General features: G+C 35.4%; 15 protein-coding genes. All 15 read left to right on the forward strand.

What is annotated here, in order from left to right:
- Nucleotides 1-10 precede the first annotated feature (10 nt).
- Entirely contained in the window at nucleotides 11-2233 is a 2223-nt protein-coding gene (locus PESP_RS02150; protein WP_089349078.1) for a polysaccharide biosynthesis tyrosine autokinase, read from the forward strand.
- Nucleotides 2234-2590: 357 nt separating this feature from the next.
- Entirely contained in the window at nucleotides 2591-3871 is a 1281-nt protein-coding gene (gene tviB, locus PESP_RS02155; RefSeq protein ID WP_089346568.1) for a Vi polysaccharide biosynthesis UDP-N-acetylglucosamine C-6 dehydrogenase TviB, read from the forward strand.
- Between the two features lie 111 nt (nucleotides 3872-3982).
- Nucleotides 3983-5017, forward strand: a complete 1035-nt coding sequence (locus PESP_RS02160) for an NAD-dependent epimerase/dehydratase family protein (protein WP_089346569.1) — start codon at nucleotides 3983-3985, stop codon at nucleotides 5015-5017.
- A gap of 46 nt (nucleotides 5018-5063) precedes the next feature.
- Nucleotides 5064-6536, forward strand: coding sequence for an oligosaccharide flippase family protein (locus PESP_RS02165; protein WP_089346570.1), 1473 nt, complete (start codon nucleotides 5064-5066; stop codon nucleotides 6534-6536).
- Entirely contained in the window at nucleotides 6533-7426 is an 894-nt protein-coding gene (locus PESP_RS02170; RefSeq protein WP_089346571.1) for a glycosyltransferase family 2 protein, read from the forward strand. Before PESP_RS02165 ends, PESP_RS02170 begins: the two co-directional genes overlap by 4 nt.
- Nucleotides 7427-7505: 79 nt before the next feature.
- The gene (locus PESP_RS20420) at nucleotides 7506-8054 is read left to right on the forward strand and encodes a hypothetical protein (RefSeq protein WP_164504403.1); all 549 of its coding nucleotides are present in this window, start codon (nucleotides 7506-7508) and stop codon (nucleotides 8052-8054) included.
- A gap of 1120 nt (nucleotides 8055-9174) precedes the next feature.
- Nucleotides 9175-10260, forward strand: coding sequence for a glycosyltransferase (locus tag PESP_RS02190; RefSeq protein WP_089346573.1), 1086 nt, complete (start codon nucleotides 9175-9177; stop codon nucleotides 10258-10260).
- A gap of 30 nt (nucleotides 10261-10290) precedes the next feature.
- The gene (locus PESP_RS02195) at nucleotides 10291-11409 is read left to right on the forward strand and encodes a glycosyltransferase (RefSeq protein WP_089346574.1); all 1119 of its coding nucleotides are present in this window, start codon (nucleotides 10291-10293) and stop codon (nucleotides 11407-11409) included.
- A complete protein-coding gene (locus tag PESP_RS02200; protein ID WP_089346575.1) occupies nucleotides 11406-12617 on the forward strand; it encodes a glycosyltransferase in 1212 nt (403 codons plus the stop codon). Before PESP_RS02195 ends, PESP_RS02200 begins: the two co-directional genes overlap by 4 nt.
- The gene (locus tag PESP_RS02205) at nucleotides 12614-13156 is read left to right on the forward strand and encodes an acyltransferase (RefSeq protein WP_089346576.1); all 543 of its coding nucleotides are present in this window, start codon (nucleotides 12614-12616) and stop codon (nucleotides 13154-13156) included. The genes PESP_RS02200 and PESP_RS02205 overlap by 4 nt, the downstream gene beginning before the upstream one ends.
- A gap of 42 nt (nucleotides 13157-13198) precedes the next feature.
- Nucleotides 13199-14284, forward strand: a complete 1086-nt coding sequence (locus PESP_RS02210) for an EpsG family protein (protein ID WP_089346577.1) — start codon at nucleotides 13199-13201, stop codon at nucleotides 14282-14284.
- Between the two features lie 786 nt (nucleotides 14285-15070).
- Nucleotides 15071-16201, forward strand: coding sequence for a glycosyltransferase family 4 protein (locus tag PESP_RS02215; protein WP_089346578.1), 1131 nt, complete (start codon nucleotides 15071-15073; stop codon nucleotides 16199-16201).
- 22 nt (nucleotides 16202-16223) lie between these two features.
- Nucleotides 16224-17138 (forward strand): NAD-dependent epimerase/dehydratase family protein, encoded by a 915-nt coding sequence (locus PESP_RS02220; protein WP_089346579.1) that lies wholly within the window; start codon nucleotides 16224-16226, stop codon nucleotides 17136-17138.
- Nucleotides 17139-17149: 11 nt separating this feature from the next.
- Nucleotides 17150-17698, forward strand: a complete 549-nt coding sequence (locus tag PESP_RS02225; protein ID WP_089346580.1) for a sugar transferase — start codon at nucleotides 17150-17152, stop codon at nucleotides 17696-17698.
- A gap of 335 nt (nucleotides 17699-18033) precedes the next feature.
- Complete coding sequence (locus PESP_RS02230) at nucleotides 18034-19980, forward strand: polysaccharide biosynthesis protein (protein WP_089346581.1); 1947 nt, start codon at nucleotides 18034-18036, stop codon at nucleotides 19978-19980.
- Nucleotides 19981-20003: the final 23 nt, after the last annotated feature.

A 20003-nucleotide genomic window follows, 5' to 3' on the forward strand; every position in this document is an offset into this window, starting at 1 on the left:
GGCTAATTTAATGACTGCCCAGCCTAGTAATAAAAGTAATAACACGCAGCCCACTCAAGAAATCGACCTAATGGCACTACTTGGAGCATTGCTCGACCGTAAATATTTTATAGCCGGTATAACCGCTTTATTTATGTTTGTAGGTATTGTTTATGCTGTATTAAGTACACCGGTTTACCAAGCCACAACCATGATACAAGTGGAAGATGGCGGCGCATCTGTCCCTGGGTTTGATGACATGGCTGGCATGTTCGAAAGTACATCGGCCGCAGTAACAGAAATAGAGCTCCTTAAATCGCGCAGTGTAATTGGTGAAGCAGTAGATACACTAAAGCTTGATATTACAGCTGAGCCTAAGCTCTTCCCGTTTATTGGTAATCGCGCTTATCGTAAATTTATGTCAATGAGCGAGGGCGACCTAGCCGAGGCAAGCTTTGGTGCAAGCAGCTACGCCTGGGGCGGCGAAAGTATAAATATATTTAGGTTTGACGTACCTCGTACTGCTATAAACCGAGGGTTTACGCTTGTAGCACAAACAAATAATGGTGTGGCGCTTTTAAATAGTGATGGCAACCAAATACTCGCTGGTAAAGTGGGTGAGGAGCTTACCAATGGCAAGTTTAACTTAACAGTACGCGAGCTTAACGCACGCCCAGGTACAGAGTTTATAGTAACTCGTAAAGATCGCTTAAATACAATACTTGATTTACAAGCAGCCATTGGCGCAAGCGAAAAAGGTAAAGACTCAGGCATAATTAATTTAAGTTTACAAAGCACAAAACCAAGCTACGCCGAAAAAGTACTTGATAAAGTAGCCGCTATTTATGTACGCCGCAACGTTGAGCGTAATAGTGCAGAGGCACAAAAGTCGCTCGAATTTTTAGAAGTGCAATTACCTGAGATTAAAAAGCAACTTGAATACGCCGAGCAACGTTTTAACGATTATCAAATAAAGCGCCAGTCTATAAACATAACACTTGAGACCCAAGGTGTACTTGAGCAAGTAGTAAAGCTTGAAACCAAATTACAAGAGCTAAATTTAAAACGTTTAGAACTTGGCCGTAAATTTAAAAAAAACCACCCGTCATACCAAGGTATTATTGAGCAAATTCAAGCAGTAGAAAAACAAAAAGATCAGCTAATTGGCGAGGTGGGTAGCCTACCCGAAACTCAACAAGAGCTACTACGTTTAAAGCGCGATGTTGAGGTCAGTAATCAAATTTACACCTTGCTACTTAGCAAAACCCAAGAGCTCGATATAGTGCGTGCTGGTACCGTAGGTAATGTTCGTGTTATCGACTACGCAGAGGTAAACATCAGCAAGCCGGTAAAACCAAAAAAAGCATTAATAGTGGTTATGGCAACTATGCTAGGCGGTATGTTGAGCGTTGCCATTGTGCTTATACAAAAAGCAATGCACAAAGGAGTAGAAGACCCAAGCGAGATAGAAGCCATAGGCATACCTGTTTACGCAAGTGTACCGCACTCAGACCACCAAGATAAGCTAACGGGTTTTGCAAAAGCGCGTAAAATTAAAACGGCAAAAGCAAAAACTATACTCGCGCTCGATAACCCTGCGGACCTTTCTATAGAGGCGCTCCGTAGCCTACGCACAAGCTTACACTTTGCGATGATGGAAGCTAAAAACAACATTATTGCTATATCGGGCCCAAGCCCAGGTGTGGGTAAATCGTTTATATCGGTTAACTTAGCCACGGTGCTGGCACAAAGCGGTAAAAAAGTACTGATTATTGATGCCGATATGCGCAAAGGCTATTTGCAAACACAGTTTGGCTTAAAATGGGATGACGGCCTAAGTGATTACTTATCGGGCCGTTTAAACTTAGTGCAAGTTATCAAAACAACCAAAGTAGAAGGCCTAAGTGTAATTACCCGCGGGCAAATACCACCAAACCCGTCAGAGTTGTTAATGCACAGCAACTTTAGCAAATTGGTTGAAGAGGTAAGCGCTGCTTACGATATAGTAATTATAGATACACCGCCAATACTTGCAGTAACCGACCCGGCCATTGTCAGTGCTCATACAGGCACCACATTGCTAGTGGCTCGTTTTGGGCAAAACCACTTACGCGAAATAGAGCTCACCCGTAATCGTTTTGAGCAAAATGGAATAGATGTAAAAGGGCTAGTCTTTAATGGTGTAGTTAAAAAGGCTAGCAATGCTTATGGGTATTACGGTTATTACAACTATGAATATAAGAGTGATAAGTAGTTTTTGGGGCCTATTGGGCACTTTTTATAAAAATTACTAAATCAAGTAATTACAATGAGGTAGCCTAAATTGACTGTCTCAAAATGGAAAAAAGTGTCTCAGGGGGGAGTTTTATCCCTGAGGTGCACACTTGCTAAAACACAAGTTCATTTGTTTGTAATAGTAGTGTATTTAACTATAAAGGCCACTAAAACTCTAAATGTAGCGCTCACCCAAAAGATTATAAAGGGTTGTTAAACACTACTAATATTAGGCTAGCTTTCATATCACGCTTTTCAATAAAACAAATTTTCAATTTAACATTTACAAGTTCGAAGTTACACGCTCGAAGATGTATAACTAGATAAGAGAGTACATATGCACGATTCATTAACGGACCTAAAAATTGGCATTATAGGCTTAGGCTATGTTGGCCTACCATTAGCAGTTGAATTTGGTAAAAAGTTCCCTGTTTTAGGTTTCGATATAAATCAAGGGCGAATAGCCCAGTTACAATTAGGCCATGACTCTACCCTTGAAGTAAGTGACGAAGAGCTTGAAAATTCACCACAACTTGGTTTTTCCTCATCTGTTGCAGATTTAGAAAGTTGTAATGTATACATTGTTACCGTACCCACGCCTATTGATGAGCATAAACAACCTGATTTAACACCGCTGATTAAAGCCAGCGAAATGCTAGGTAAAGTAGTTAAAAAAGACGACATAATAATTTACGAGTCTACGGTTTATCCTGGCGCAACAGAAGAGGCATGTCTACCAGTCGTTGAGCGTGTATCTGGCCTCGTATTTAATAAAGATTTTTTTGCCGGCTACTCACCAGAGCGTATAAATCCAGGCGATAAAGAGCACCGCGTAACTAACATATTAAAAGTGACGAGTGGTTCGAACCTCGAAATAGCAGAAAAAGTTGATCAGCTGTATAAATCAGTTATCACTGCGGGCACACATAAAGCTAGCTCGATTAGAGTAGCAGAGGCAGCAAAAGTTATCGAAAATACTCAGCGCGATGTAAATATTGCTTTAATTAATGAGCTGTCGATTATTTTTAATAAGTTAGATATCGACACGCTCGAAGTATTAGAAGCGGCTGGCACTAAGTGGAACTTTTTACCGTTTCGCCCAGGCCTAGTGGGTGGACACTGTATTGGTGTAGATCCGTATTATTTAACACATAAAGCTCAAAGCGTAGGCTACCACCCAGAAATGATTTTAGCGGGCCGCCGTTTAAACGATGGCATGGGTAAACATGTTGTGTCTGAACTAGTTAAAAGTATGCTTAAAAAGCGTATCCATGTAGATGGTGCAAATGTGCTTATTATGGGCTTAACCTTTAAAGAAAACTGCCCAGATTTACGCAATACAAAAGTGGTCGATATAGTAAGCGAGCTCAAAGAATATAACATTAACGTAGACATAGTAGACCCATGGTGCTCAAACGATGAAGCTGAGCGTGAATATGGTTTAAGTTTAACCACAGAGCATAAGCAAAGTAACTACGATGCAATCATTCTTGCTGTAGGCCATAGCGAATTTAAACAAATGGGTACTGAGCAAATTCGTGCACTAGGTAAAGCAGAACACGTACTTTACGACCTAAAATACGTACTACCTAAGCAAAATGTAGATATGCGTTTATAACGCAGTATGCGCGGGTTTCTCCCGCGCTTTTAAATTAGATAGCATATGCCACGCACAATTAATAACTTAAACGTTGTTAGTTCAATATCCAGAGATTATATAGGGACGCACATGACGCGCTACGCACAAATTAAAACCGAGCTACTTTCATCACCTAAAACCTGGTTAGTAACAGGCGTAGCTGGTTTTATTGGCTCTAACCTTTTGGAGCATTTATTAAAATTAAATCAAAAAGTAGTGGGGCTTGATAACTTTGCAACGGGCCATCAACATAATCTTGATGAAGTAAAAGGCTTGGTTACTTCTGAACAATGGCAAGGTTTTAACTTTGTTGAAGGCGATATTCGTAATTACCAAGATTGCGAAACAGTGTTAGCTAATAACGGTAACGGCGTTGACTACGTATTACACCAAGCTGCCCTTGGCTCGGTACCACGCTCAATTGCGGACCCTTTAACAACTAATGCGGCTAATATCAGCGGCTTTTTAAATATGTTACAGGCAGCAAAAGAGGCTAACGTAAAAAGCTTTACCTATGCAGCAAGTAGCTCTACATACGGCGACCATCCGGCACTACCTAAAGTTGAAGAGAACATCGGTAATCCATTATCCCCTTACGCAGTAACCAAATATGTAAATGAAGTGTACGCGGGTGTATATGCCAAAACATATGGCTTTAAAGCCATTGGCTTACGTTACTTTAATGTTTTTGGGCAGCGCCAAGACCCTAATGGTGCTTACGCAGCGGTAATTCCTAAGTGGACTGCCGATATGATTAAAGGGGAGGATGTGTTTATTAATGGCGATGGTGAAACAAGTCGCGACTTTTGCTTTATCGAAAATACAGTACAAATGAATATTCTTGCTGCAACAGCAGAAGATAAAGCTAAAGATAACGTATATAACGTTGCCGTAGGTGACCGGACAACACTTAACGATTTATACAAATCTATACAGTCTGCTCTTAAAGAGTGCAATATTAATGCGACCCAAGATCCAATATATCGTGACTTTAGAGCAGGTGACGTACGACATTCTCAAGCTGATGTGAGTAAAGCCGTTAATAACCTAGGGTACGTCCCTGAGTACAAAATAATACAAGGTATTAGTAAGGTAATGCCATGGTATGTTAAGTTTATTAGATAAAAATTATTTCTTTTCCTGAGAGTAGCTGAGCGTTGAATATCATAATATGAAAGTAAAATATAATGTAATAGCTAATTTTATCGGCCAGTTTTATGTTATGACTGTTGGTATATTAGCGCTGCCATATTATCTTAAATATTTAGGAAGTGAAGCTTATGGTCTTGTAGCATTTTTTACAATGTTGACATCTATGATGATGTTATTGGACGCTGGAATAATACCAACTGTAACCAGAGAGTCAGCAAGGTTAAATAATGATAAAGCAAAACTTAAATCAACTATAAGAGTAATCGAGTATTTTCTTTTACCAATCACTTTAATTACAGCATTTGGCGTGTATTTTTTAAGTGGTAAATTAACTAATAATTGGGTTGATTTCGCTACATTGGATTTTTCATCAGTAGAAAATAGTATCAAAATTATGGGGTTCATTATTGCAATAAGGTGGTTTGGTTCTGTCTACCAAGGTGTATTAATGGGTTTAGAGTATCAAGTCTGGGTCAATTCTTACAAAATAGTGATTTCAACTTTTAGAACGATAGTTGCTTTATTGTTAATAGTCTATATAAACGATGATATAACAACTTATTTTTTGTATCAGCTGCTTGTTGCAATAGCGGAGCTATTGGCAGTTATGCTCAAAACTTATTTAGCTTTAGGTATCAAATATAAAGCTAAACCAAGTTTCCAAATATTGAGAGAGATGTTGCCATTCATATTTTCAACGGGCTTTACAACTATAAGTTGGACGCTTTATATACAATTCGATAAGTTGTTATTATCTAGTTTTCTAAATTTAGCAGAATATGGTTATTATGTCATAGTTGTAGTTTTAGCTGGAGCTGTAATGAAGTTTTCCACCCCGTTTACTCAAGCAATGTTACCAAAAATGACTAGTTTAAAGAGTAAAAATGATATTGTAGGGTTCAATAAATTCTATAGAAAGGGAACTAGAACTGTAGCAATGCTGATTATTCCAATAACTGCTATGATGTCGTTTTATTCATCGGAGTTACTTTACTCTTGGACTGGAAATATGGAGCTAGCTAACTGGGGGGATGGGATATTAAAGTGGTATGTATTGGGGACAGGGTTAGCAGCTCTAAATATATTTCAATATTATATACAGTATGCGTCGGGAAATTTAAGATTTCATGTTCTATATAATACAATTTTGCCTCTAGTTGGAGTACCGTCATTGTATTTTATTATACATCTCAATGGCGCGCAAGGAGCTGCATACTTTTGGTTTTTTGTTCATTTTTCAACCTTTTTAATCTGGAATAAAATTGTACACGATAAGTTTATTCCAGGCCTACATTATCAGTGGCTATTTAGGGATATTCTGCCTTATACGTTAGTAACATCTGCCTGTATATTGCTTTTTAACTTAGTTAATATTGAGTTTTTTTCTTATAGCCAATTTGAAATTTTTGTCCTATTAATTTTTTTAGGTTTAATCAATCTTTTACTAAATTTAGCTGTTTATTTCTTTACTACAAAAAAGGCTCTTATATGAAATGTATAACCGTTATCACTACAACATATAACCGAGGTTATTGTTTACATCAATTATACGAGTCTCTGAAGAAGCAGGAATATAAAAAGTTTCAATGGTTAGTTATTGATGATGGTTCTAATGACAATACTAAAGAGTTAATTCAAGGCTATATAGATGAAAATAGTATCGATATTGAATATCATTACCATCAGAACATTGGTATGACAGCCTCTAGGAATATTGGTTATGAATTAGCTAAAACAGAATTAAGTGTTATTATCGATTCAGATGATTGGTTAGAATCTAATGCACTTAATAATATTATTGATTGTTGGGAAGAAAAAAAATCTGATAATATCGCAGGCATAATAGCATTAAACCAAAAACGGGATGAGAGCTTTGATGAAGTTAAGTTACTTCCAGACATAAAACAGCTTAAATTCAGAGATTTGCACGATATATATCGTTACGGTAAGGATGCCAAGCTAATTTATCGAACTGACATAGCAAAAAAGTACCCTTACCCCACATTTGAAGGGGAAAGAAGCTTTCCTGCTAGCTTCAAATTTAGAGCAATTGATGAAAAGTATGATTTAGTGACGATGAATAAGGTAGTCTGTATAGTTGACTTTAATCAAAATGGACAAACTTTTGATAGAATAAAGCAATACAAAACTAACCCTAAAGGATATGCTTTTTATAGAAATGAAATGATGAGAATATCAAAAAATAAAAGGTTCATACTCAAGCAAGCAATTCATTATATATCTTCATCATTTTTTGCTAAAGACTATATGTTTTTGTTTAAAGCATCAAAAAAGCTATACGTCGTTTCAGTTCTTCCTTTAGGTATTATGTTTCATTTATATATAAGGAACACCAAAAGACGCTCTTTAAAGTTCAAATAATTACACGCTTTGATATTTGACTTCGGTTGCCAATACATAATAGACATAGATATTAGACAAGATATACCCTGTACAATTATTGGGTAAAGGTAAAGGTAAAGGGAAAGGTAAAGGTAAAGGTAAAGGTAAAGGTAAAGGTAAAGGTAAAGGTAAAGGTAAAGGTAAAGGTAAAGGTAAAGGTAAAGGTAAAGGTAAAGGTAAAGGTAAAGGTAAAGGTAAAGGTAAAGGTAAAGGTAAAGGTAAAGGTAAAGGTAAAGGTAAAGGTAAAGGTAAAGGTAAAGGTAAAGGTAAAGGTAAAGGTAAAGGTAAAGGTAAAGGTAAAGGTAAAGGTAAAGGTAAAGGTAAAGGTAAAGGTAAAGGTAAAGGTAAAGGTAAAGGTAAAGGTAAAGGTAAAGGTAAAGGTAAAGGTAAAGGTAAAGGTAAAGGTAAAGGTAAAGGTAAAGGTAAAGGTAAAGGTAAAGGTAAAGGTAAAGGTAAAGGTAAAGGTAAAGGTAAAGGTAAAGGTAAAGGTAAAGGTAAAGGTAAAGGTAAAGGTAAAGGTAAAGGTAAAGGTAAAGGTAAAGGTAAAGGTAAAGGTAAAGGTAAAGGTAAAGGTAAAGGTAAAGGTAAAGGTAAAGCATTAAGTTGATATATATGGCTTATATTTTGTAAAATGTATTTTTATATGGGAGAATTTCTCTGAGCATTAAATCAGTCCTCTGAGTATGGCTACTTATTTGACATAGTATGCCCCAATAAAGGTAAAGCTTTCGCCTTATTTCTCCGAGTTAAATATTGTCTATCTAATAGTGTATTTAATGGTTACAAAGAATTAGTTGAATTGTGTTAGCGCGAGCACGAAATAAATTCTTTCAGTACCAGATACAATCAATGTATATGCGCTAGATATTGGATTAAATAGTCTTAATCCTTATGCAGACTTGTATAACACAGGTATTCATCCTTACAAATTATGACATTTCCCTTTCAATATCAGAATATTATTGCAAGACAGCTTATTACGCATTTGAAAATCACTTTTAGTAAATGTAACAACATTTACTTTTTTTCAGAAAATGAATAAAAGCTAATGATTGTCTCGGTTATAGTGAACGTATATAACTTTTCAGTATAAGATCTCAGTAAAGTGTATCCACGGATGACAATTCAAAATTATTAAGTTTTCGAAACTTTCATTCGGTATATTAAGTGGTGACCTATTTTTGGGGGGCTGATCTGATAAAGATCGAGTACAACAAAACAAAGAATATCACTGTGCTGGGATAAGAATTAATGATCAGCAGGTAGATATCTATATGAAAGGTAGAACGTTAACTTCAACGTAGTTTTTGATCTTTTTCACGGGCTTTAGAGCGATAAATGTGAATTCATAAGTATATTAATCGAATTCATAAGTGCTGAACACTGTTCTGTTCAGTAAGGAAGTGGCATTCCTGTAAACACATGGACGTTTTGGGTGTTAGTTTTCACATAAATGATGCGGTGGTGATAGATTTACTTGCTTTTACTGATTGTATTTATAGCCACTTACAATATGCTAAGGAAGTCTATAGGGCCATGCTGAAGTTAGCTATCCATAATATAGCAGCTAAAAATAAGTTACATAGGGTTAGAATAACTGGTTATTACTGACTTAACTAGCTAGAAGAAAAGCTATAGGTTTATAGTCAGGGTTAAGTTGCTAATATCAGACCATGGAATACACGTTATGTTTTGTAGTAATGTTTTAATTTATTTAGAAGGGCGTTATGGAGAAAATAGCTTTTATAATTAATAGCTTCGGAGGAGGCGGTGCTGAAAAGGTAACACAGCAATTATTGGAGTACATATTATCAACTAATAGTGCCGAAATACATCTTGTGTTGTTAAATAATGACGATATTGAATACGAACTACCGAGTCAAGTCATTGTACATAGGCTTGGAGGAAAAAGTATTCGCTATGTCGAATACTTTCTTCTTCTATGGAAAGCCTTGAAATTAGCTAATTTATTATCAGCAAATAAGATTGATCACTCTATCTCTATGTTGTTTAGAGCTAATGTTTGTAATGTTATGTCTAAGCTATTTGGGAATAAAAACCAAATAGTGATTTCTGAACGCAGTTTTAGTAATTTTAATTCTGGAAATAATCTTTTAATAAATAAGTTGATTACATTCTTTTATAGCAAGGCTGATAGGATAATTGCTATTTCACATGGTATAAAAGAATCACTTGTAAGTGATTTTCACTTGAATGCTAGTAAAATTATTGTCATTCATAATCCTGTTAAATTAAATCGATATAGCGTATTACCAGTACAAAAAGAGAATGTCGAGTATATTTCAGTTGGCCGACTTATTAGTTTAAAAAATCATGAATTACTGATAAAGGCATTTTCAGCTTGTGTAGATATTAACCCTAAAGCAAAATTGATAATATTAGGAGATGGGCCGTTAAAAGAAAAACTGCAGGGTTTAGTATGTAGCTTAAGCTTACAAAACCATGTGACTTTGACTGGATTTGTAGAAAACCCTGGTGAATATCTCAAGCAATCTGATATTTTCGTTTTTAGTTCCTTAGTTGAGGGTTTTGGTAATGCGATAACCGAAGCTATGAGCTATGGTTTGCCTGTAATTTCAACTAATTGCCCATCTGGCCCTTCAGAGATACTATCTGGCGGAGATTATGGAGTTTTGGTCAAAAATGATAATGTCGAAGAGCTTAGTCGATCTATGATTAAACTAATGGAGAGTTTAGAGCTTAGACAGCATTATTCATTAATGTCACAGAAAAGAGTCTTAGACTTTGAAATATCTAAGATTGCGGAAAAATACATAAAGACGATTCGATAAATAGTAAAAGTAGGGTACATTGGCTCTTATATGAAAAAGATTCTTCACATTGTTGGCAAGATGAATTTAGGTGGTACAGAAACTTACATAATGAACCTATTTAGGGGAGTTAATAAGAAAAATTACACATTCGATTTCCTTACTTATTATTCAGAAGGGGAAGAAGGTTACTATGATAAGGAAATACAGGATCTCGGTGGTAATATATATAAGATAGCCCCGTTTAACTTTAGAAATGCGGTGTCTTTTATTAGATCCATAAGGAGGATCATTAAGGAGGGGGAATATGATGTAGTCCATGCCCATACAACTTATAACATGGGCTTTGCTTTATACGCTGCTTATAAAGAGAATGTTAATATTAGGATTGCTCACTCTCATAATACAAGCATTGGTGAGCGAAAATCACTCCCTCACTACATATATAGAAAGATAATGCATTTTTCTATAAATAATTATGCAACTCACTATTTTGCATGTAGTTTAGCCGCTGCAAATCATATGTTCACAAAGTTTAATGTTGAGTCAAATAGTTACTCTTACCTACCAAATGCAGTAGAGCTGGAAAGCTTTTTATCGATAAAAGAAAATAATCTGAGAAAAGATCTCAACATCCACCCAAAAACTAAGATTATTGGCCATGTCGGACGATTTGGAAAAGCAAAAAATCATGATTTTATTATAGATATATTTAATGAGCTTACCTCAATTGAAGATAACTATTGTTTGATTTTAATTGGAGAAGGTGCATCGAAATCAAATATACAGGAAAGAGTGAACATTTTAGGTTTGAATGACCGAGTGAGGTTTTTAGGCCAACGCAATGACATACCGGATTTAATGTCTATTATCGATGTTTTTATTCTTCCATCACTATATGAAGGATTTGGTATTGTTCTTTTAGAAGCTCAGGCAAGTGGCTTGCCATGTGTTGTTTCTGAAAATATTCAACCAGAGCCTGACATGAAGCTGGGACTAATTCATAGAGTCGAATTACAGAATAAAAAACAATGGCTCTTATGTATAAAGAAATTAGCACATGAGTCAAAAATGCCTATCAGTACTAGAGAACTAGCTATAAAAAACAGCAACTTTATTTTATCAAAGGTTCTAGATAAGTTAACTAATACTTATGAGAGCAGAAAGTGAATAAGTTAAAAATATTAATTGTTATGAAAACTATGAATATTGGTGGAGCTGAGAGGAGCTTAATAGGCTTACTCTCCTCGATAGACTATGAGAAGTGTGATGTATCTTTAAAGTTATTTCATCATGAAGGGGATTTTTTGCCATTAATCCCCGCACCGGTAAAAATTATCCCTAATGATCCTCTATATTCAAACTATGAACGACCACTTCGAAAAGTACTTTTCAGTAAATACTTTAGGTTTGGTGTTGCCCGCCTAATTGGTAAGATCGAATGCTATATTTATCGTAAGCGTAATAAAATACCTTACAGCTCTTGGATAGCCCAGCAGTATACCCATAAAAATATAATTAATAAGTTGCCTCAGATCCCTGGGAATTATGATATGGCGATCAATTTCTTAGGAGTTCCTGATGTAGTCTGCAAAAAGGTTGTAGCCAAAATTAGGCTAGGTTGGGTTCATACAGATTATGAACAATTATCTGTCAATGAAGAGCTAGATATTAGAGTTTACTCTGAGCTCGATTATATTATAAACGTCTCAAAAGATTGTAATGAAATTTTCAAACTAAAATATCCTTCCTTAAATCATAAAGCTAAAGTTATTGAAAATATACTTTCTAAAAAATCAATAGTTAAACAGTCTAATTTAAATGTTGCAATGGAGGATATGCCGCGTGTAATTAGCGAGCAAATTATTCTCTCAATAGGTCGATATTGCAGGGCGAAAAATTTTGACAACATACCGAAGATTGCTAAAAATCTTCTTGAATACGGTTGCCGTTTTAAATGGTATATAATAGGTTATGGTTCAGAAGAAGATATTATAAGAGATAATATTGATAAACTAGGACTTAGCGACGTAGTTATACTGTTAGGAAAAAAGGCAAACCCTTACCCATATATTAAGAAATGCGATATATATGTGCAACCTTCTCGTTATGAGGGGAAATCTGTTACCGTTAGAGAGGCTCAAATTTTAGGTAAGCCAGTTGTAATAACAGACTACGCTACAGCGCCTAGCCAAATTAATAATGGGGTTGATGGCATAATTGTCCCCATGGAAAACACAAAGTGTGCTTTGCAGTTGTCAAAAATTATGTCCGATAAAATTTTATTGTCAAAATTAGCGAAGTATTGTGATAGTGCAGATTTTGGAAATGAAGAAGAAATCAACACACTTTATAAATTAGCTGGAAAGGTACAATGAAAAGAATTTACTCTATTTTATACCATCTTACATCACCACTATTACCGACATCTTACTTTCGTTTGAATGCTTATGGTCGATCATATCATGTGTCAATTGGCCTGAAAATTCGACGCTTTTTATGTTCTAAGATAATAACTAATTGTGGTAATAATATAAACATTGAGAAATTTGCAAAATTTAACTCAAATATTAGTATTGGGAACAATTCAGGAATCGGTTACAAGGCTCAAGTAGGACCGCAAACACACATTGGTGACAATGTTATGATGGGGCCTGAGGTTGTTGTTTATACACGTAATCATGCAATTGATCGTGTTGATATACCTATGTGTCAGCAAGGCTTCAAAGAAATAGCTCCTGTATACATCGAGGATGATGTATGGATAGGTAGAAGAGTGATTATTTTACCGGGGGTTTCGATTGGAAAAGGTTGTGTATTAGGCGCAGGTAGTGTAATTGCTAAAGATATACCACCTTATTCTATTGTAGTTGGTAACCCTGGGAAAGTAATTCGGAATAGGCTGGCTGGGAGCTAGTTAGCCGTTATTATTAGTATATGACGTATAGGACTATAAACGTTGCTATTTTATATAATTCTATTTTTTATTTGGGTTTTCTCATTTTTAACTGATTTTTCAGATGAAAAAGGAAACAAAACATTTTTCTTTCTATTAAGTATGATTTTTTTAACAGTATTAATTGGTAGTAGATTAGAGTTTAATGATACTGAGAGCTACATTTATAACTTTTTAAGGTTAGAACAAAATAGCAATTTTAAAAACGTATTTATTATTAGTGAGTTAGGAGATAACCCTTTATTTTATAATTTGCAACTCTTTTTTAAGAAATATATTTCTGTTGATCCTTATTTATTCATCTTTTTAAATGCTTCTATTATTAGCTTTTCGTTCATGCAGTTTTTTCGTAAAGCAAGTGTATCAATATCTTCATCATTTTTGATTTTTTCATGTTTTGGATTGCTTTTATTAAGTATGGCTGCGATGAAGCAAGTGTTGGCAATGGCTGTTGGTATTTGGTTTTTTTACGACTATTGTGTTAATAATAGACTGAAATACTTGTGGGCTCTGATATTAGCTATATTTATACACCCTTTTATATCATTTTACTTAGTCTTTCTATTTATAGGGGATAATATTTGGAGTAGACGGAAACTTATTTTATTTTTGTTCCTATTGATTTCTGGACCTATTATTTCTGGAAGTATTTCAAATATATTAGAGGTTTTGAGTTTAATAAGTGTCAATTATAATATGGATTACATAGAAGGCACTAAGGGGGGGAGTTTTGTTAGGCTAAGTGTTTACGCCGTGACACCGATACTTTTTTATATATATCGTGATTATATAAATCAATATAGTAGTAAGTTAGTAATCGTTTCTGGTAATTGCTCCATTATCTCATTCCTCTTTTTTTACTATGGTACTTTTCAGGCTGCTAATATGTTTTCTCGGCTTTCTTCTTATTTCGATATAGTGTCAATAATTGGTTTGGTTTGGATATTACACAAAGCACCAATGAGTACATTCACTAGAACTATTGCTTTTATTTCTATGTACATACTATACCCTCTATTTTTATATTATGAGTTAGTTTTAAAGCGCGGGTTTACCTATATTAGCCATTTAAATTATATATTTACCTAACCTCACAAAGTTACAGTACCATTGACATAAGATAAACTATATAGAAGTGCTCATATATACCACCTATCACTATATGTAATAAACAGAGCTGTATACCCGCCTACTAGGCATTTAAAGTACCATGGTAATAAATTGTTTAGAACAGCGATTTTCAGCTAATATAAGTGTTTGCCTGTCTTTCTGTATGGGAGAGCGACACTAAACAACTCGATACGCGAAGATGCGAAAGCTGAGATATTTAATTTTATAGAAATGTTTTACAATCCAAAAAAGCGCTATTCACACACAGGCGGTGTTTCACCTGCTAAGTTTGAAGAAGCGTACTATTATGAGTTAAAAGCTGTCTAGTGAAAGCTGGGAAGTCCAGTAGAGGAAAACCGACAGTACTTGATAGTCATTATACAAATTTGAAATGTCGTTAACGTTTATGACGTTATAAAGTTATGTAATGTATGAGTATGCCTGAAACTATTAGGATAACGGGCCAATGGAGCGATCTCATAGCAACGGTTAAACGGAATGGATGTTAAAGATTGGATATGTAAACTTTAAAGGTGCTAAATTCGGGTTTAGTGATTATATCAACTGATATTACAATATCGCTAGGCGCACTATTATGATGCTGGCTTAGCGCCGAAAGCAAGTAGAGGGCTGTAATTACACAATAAGTGCGTTGGTTAATCCTTATATTCAATGTAAGGAGGATCTTTGAAACCATGCAGTATCTTCATAAAAGACACATTTATTTAAGTGAAATAGTATTATTGATGAAGGAGAATTATTGTTTTGAAACATTATTTATTTGTCGCAAACTCCCCATTTACAATTACGAACTTTAGGAAAGAGCTCGTATTTTCATTGATATCAGAGGGGGGGAAAGTCTCAATTTTGTGCCCTAATGACTGTAATTTATTAGACAGCTCCAGTCAAAAACAGGATTTTATAAATAATGGAGTCGATTTTTATAACTTAAATGTTGATAGAGCTGGAATGAATCCTCTGGTGGACTTAATGATGTTTTTGAAAATAATAAGAACTATCAAGAAAGTAAATCCAAGCATAATACTAAATTATACTATAAAGCCAACAATTTATTCATCACTAGCAGGGGGGATTTTGGGGAAGAAATTTATTTATTCTAATATAACAGGAATGGGATATGCCTTCACTGATAAATGTTTAAAAGCTAAGCTGTTATCAGTCGTTATTAAACTACAGTATAAATTATCTCTGTATTTTAATAACAAAGTGTTTTTTCAAAATCCTGATGATTTAAGGTTTTTTGCTAAAAATCAGCTAATTCGTAGTGATAAAGCAGTATTGATTAATGGTTCTGGCGTTGATATCGACTACTTTAAAAATACAATTCATACTAAAATTAAGGTTATAAGGTTTTTATTTGTCGGCAGGCTACTTAGGGATAAAGGCGTTTTTGAGTATATTGAAGCTGCTAAGATAATAAAGAGGAGCTATCCAGATGCTGAGTTTTTGATCGCAGGTGCATTTGACTCGAACCCTTCTGCAATATCAGAGGCTGAAATGCAAAAACACATAGGATCAGGCTTGATTTCTTATCTGGGCAACGTTAGAGACATAAAGTGTGTGTATCAAAATGCTGATGTGTTTATATTACCCTCTTACCGAGAGGGAACACCTCGTTCAACGTTAGAGGCTATGTCTATGGAAATGCCCATAATAACTACTGACGCACCAGGGTGTAGAGAGACAGTCAAAGAAGGATACAATGGCTACCTAGTTCCGACAAAAAATGTAGAAGAGTTAGCAACAGCAATGGAAAGGTTTATTGTTAATAGGAGCTTAATAAAAATTATGGGTTATAATAGCCGTAAAATTGTAGTGGAAAAGTATGATGTAAAAAAAGTCAATAAGGCAATAATTGAGACGCTGATCTTATAACCATGATCTTAAGGGGGCTAACTTGAGGTTATTAATAACAGGTGGGAGTGGTTTCATTGGTCGTCACTTGACGAATTCACTTATTGGCTATGAAGCAGATATATGCTTTGTTGAGAGGGAGTGTGTGCCTAGAGAAGCGGTTGAAACTATTACGTATAAATACTTTTTATCAGAAAGCTTTCAAGATTATAATTTTGATGCGTTGATACACTTGGCAGGTGCCGCTCACGAAGCTTACTCAGATAAAGAGGCTTATAGCTTAAATGTTGACTTGTCAAAAAAGGTCTTAACTAAAGCTTCATGGTTGGGTATTCCTAAAGTTATTTACTTAAGTACAGCAAATGTATACTTAAATAACAAGGGGAAAGCTAATGTTTTTTCAACATTACATAATGTGAGTAGACTTAATAATACCACTAAAACCAAATTAGAAGCTGAGCAATATGTTAAAGAAAGTAGTTTAACCTATACAATTATTCGCAGTCCATTAGTTTATGGTGAAGGGGTTAAAGCAAATTTTTCATCACTAATGCGTCTTATTAATAAAGGGTTACCACTGCCCTTTAGAGCAATAAAAAATAATAAGCGAAGCTTAGTCTCTGTTTATAACTTAGTTGATTTAATAAAAGTGTGTATTGAGCATCCCAAAGCAGCTAATCAGGAGTTTTTAGTTAGTGATGATAATGATATGTCTACAGCTGAAATGGTGGCATTAATGGCAAAAGTACAAAATAAAAAAAATATCGCTTTACCAGTGCCTATTTGGTGTTTTAAGTTAGCAGGAAAGCTGCTAAATAAAGCTGACGTCATAAATAGGCTTACGGGCTCCCTTCAGCTAGATATAACCCATACAAAAAACACGCTTAATTGGACGCCTCCATACTCCGTTGAGCATGGTTTCGAATTAGCAGCTAAAAAGTCTACACGAGATAATTAATGGATTTATAAATGATACGTTTACTCGATTTTTGGTTTTCACTTTTTGGATTGTTATTTGCAATGCCATTTTTAGTGATTTTATATATTATTGGTTTATTTGATACTGGTTCACCTATATTTATGCAGGAGCGTGTTGGTCGAAATAAAAAACCATTCACATTGGTTAAGTTCAGGACTATGACTATTGGTACTGCATCGGTCGCAAGTCACTTAGCAAGAACAGCATCAATCACCTCATTTGGTAACTTTTTACGTAAAACTAAGCTTGATGAGCTTCCACAGTTGTGGAATGTTTTAAAAGGTGAAATGAGTTTAGTCGGCCCTCGACCAGGTTTGTTTAACCAAGAGGAGTTAACTCAAGCACGTGAAGCTAAAAATGTGTTTGCAGTGCGCCCTGGGATTACTGGTTTAGCACAAGTTAGCGAAATCGATATGTCTACCCCTGAACTACTTGCTAAAACTGATCGTGAAATGATTGATACACTCACAATTAGTAATTACTTTAAATACATACTAATGACAGTTACTGGTAGTGGTAGTGGGGATAGGGTTAAATAAGGCCAACTAGCTATAATAGTAAAATGGCCCCAATTATATATTATACTGGGGATGCTTTTTTTAATTTTTGACTAACTAATCCAAACAGTTATTTGAAAATGAGTCTCAGGCAAAGACATTTATGAGACACATTTTACCATCATTTATTACACCAATAGTGATATCCATGGTATTTATAACCGTTGTAATTAAGCGCTATTATTTTTTCTATTTACTCAATAAATAAACTTATTTAAAGCTAATTACACTAGTTTGTTATTTGGTATAGTTACCATGTTGTTAATTTTTATACAATACTGGCTTAACCTCGTATTTACACCACAAAGGAACGTGTTATGGATAGTTTCATTCGCTCTATTTTAAACGCCTCGCGTGTTAAAAAACGAATCATTACATTGTGTATTGATTCGTTTTTTATTGTATTGGCGTTTTGGCTAGCGCTAATTGTGAGGCTTGATAGCTTAGCGCCACTCCAGCGTTTAGATAATTGGCTTTTATTAGTAGTGTTAATACCGGTTAGCTTATATACATTTGTAAGTTTAGGCTTATATCGTGCTGTACTTAGGTACATGAACTCGCAAGCGATCTGGGCTATTGTCATCGGGACGGTAATAACAACAATCAGCTTGGTTTTAATCGCCTTTTTTATTGGTATTGACATACCACGTACAATGCCGTTTATATTTGCGTGGTTATGTTTGTTAACCGTTGGCGGATCACGAATATTGGTTCGCGCGATGATTAGCAAGATGACAACCAGTAATAAAGAGTCTGTTATTATTTATGGCGCAGGCTCTGCTGGGCGGCAGCTAGCTACTGCTTTAGGTGCTGGGCCAGAGTATTTTGTGAAGGCCTTTATTGACGATGATTTAACTAAGCATGGCTCAATAATCCAAGGCATACCTGTCGTGTGCTTCAAAGATATTTACGAGCTAGTAAATAAGCGTAAAGTAAGCAAAGTGTTATTAGCGCTCCCAAGTGCAACACGCTCCCGCCGAAAAGAAATACTCTCTCAATTAGAGCCTTTAGCTATTAATGTACTTTCAATGCCTGGCATGGCTGATGTTGTTGAAGGCAAAGCAAAGCTTGCGGAAATAGCTGAAGTGGGTGTTGAAGATTTACTTGGTCGCGATCCAGTAGAACCAAATATTGATTTAATGACTGCGAATATTGAAAATAAAGTAGTTATGGTTACAGGTGCAGGAGGTTCTATTGGCTCTGAACTATGTAGGCAAATAGTTAAACAAAAACCAACAAAATTAGTTTTATTTGAACAAAGTGAATTTGCTCTATATTCAATTGAAAAAGAGCTTTGTGAATACATTACCAATAACAGTCTAAATATAGAACTAGTGCCTATAATGGGCTCTGTTCAACGTATTAATCGTATTGAAACTGTATTGGTGGCATTTGGTGTTCAAACGGTTTATCACGCTGCTGCTTATAAACATGTTCCTTTAGTTGAGCATAATGTAGTAGAAGGTGTACGTAATAATGTGTTTGGCACTTACTACGCAGCAAAAGCAGCGGTAAATGCAAAGGTTGAGACTTTTGTGCTTATATCAACAGATAAAGCAGTACGCCCAACGAATGTAATGGGGGCGACTAAGCGTATGGCAGAGCTTGCGCTGCAAGGGTTAGCGCAAGAGCAAGGTGTAAAACATAAAACACGTTTTTGTATGGTACGCTTTGGCAATGTACTGGGGTCGAGTGGCTCTGTAGTACCATTATTTCGTAGGCAAATAAAAGAAGGTGGGCCAATAACCCTTACCCACCCAGGTATAACCCGCTTTTTTATGACGATTCCTGAAGCTGCGCAATTAGTAATACAAGCCGGTGCAATGGGCAAGGGCGGCGATGTATTTGTGCTTGATATGGGTGACTCTGTTAAAATTAAAGACCTTGCGAAAAAAATGGTTCGCCTTTCTGGATTTGAAGTTAAAAGCGATACCAATCCCCATGGTGATATTGAGATTAAGTGCACGGGCTTACGCCCAGGTGAAAAGCTTTATGAAGAACTGCTGATCGGAGATAATGTTGGTGAGACCTCTCATGAAAGAATAATGACAGCGAATGAAGTCATGCTGCCCTTGTCTGAGCTTAATGTATTCATAGAAGCATTAGATATTGCCTGTCATAACTTTGATCACGAGACAATACGTCAATTATTATTAGATGCTCCAACTGGCTTTAATCCAACGGATGGTATATGTGATTTGGTTTGGAATGTTAAGCAAGCGCAGCCAGTCCCAAGCGAACAAAATATTGTCAATATTAATTAAGAATTTTATTTCGCACTTTGTTG

Origin of the sequence: Pseudoalteromonas espejiana DSM 9414 (assembly GCF_002221525.1) — a bacterium.
Taxonomy (GTDB): Bacteria; Pseudomonadota; Gammaproteobacteria; order Enterobacterales; family Alteromonadaceae; genus Pseudoalteromonas; species Pseudoalteromonas espejiana.

What these genes read in the sequence shown, in the direction of transcription:
- PESP_RS02150 (WP_089349078.1), top strand. Translation starts at nt 11, where the DNA reads ATGACTGCCCAGCCTAGTAATAAAAGTAATAACACGCAGCCCACTCAA.
- tviB (WP_089346568.1), top strand. Translation starts at nt 2,591, where the DNA reads ATGCACGATTCATTAACGGACCTAAAAATTGGCATTATAGGCTTAGGC.
- PESP_RS02160 (WP_089346569.1), top strand. Translation starts at nt 3,983, where the DNA reads ATGACGCGCTACGCACAAATTAAAACCGAGCTACTTTCATCACCTAAA.
- PESP_RS02165 (WP_089346570.1), top strand. Translation starts at nt 5,064, where the DNA reads ATGAAAGTAAAATATAATGTAATAGCTAATTTTATCGGCCAGTTTTAT.
- PESP_RS02170 (WP_089346571.1), top strand. Translation starts at nt 6,533, where the DNA reads ATGAAATGTATAACCGTTATCACTACAACATATAACCGAGGTTATTGT.
- PESP_RS02190 (WP_089346573.1), top strand. Translation starts at nt 9,175, where the DNA reads ATGGAGAAAATAGCTTTTATAATTAATAGCTTCGGAGGAGGCGGTGCT.
- PESP_RS02195 (WP_089346574.1), top strand. Translation starts at nt 10,291, where the DNA reads ATGAAAAAGATTCTTCACATTGTTGGCAAGATGAATTTAGGTGGTACA.
- PESP_RS02205 (WP_089346576.1), top strand. Translation starts at nt 12,614, where the DNA reads ATGAAAAGAATTTACTCTATTTTATACCATCTTACATCACCACTATTA.
- PESP_RS02225 (WP_089346580.1), top strand. Translation starts at nt 17,150, where the DNA reads ATGATACGTTTACTCGATTTTTGGTTTTCACTTTTTGGATTGTTATTT.
- PESP_RS02230 (WP_089346581.1), top strand. Translation starts at nt 18,034, where the DNA reads ATGGATAGTTTCATTCGCTCTATTTTAAACGCCTCGCGTGTTAAAAAA.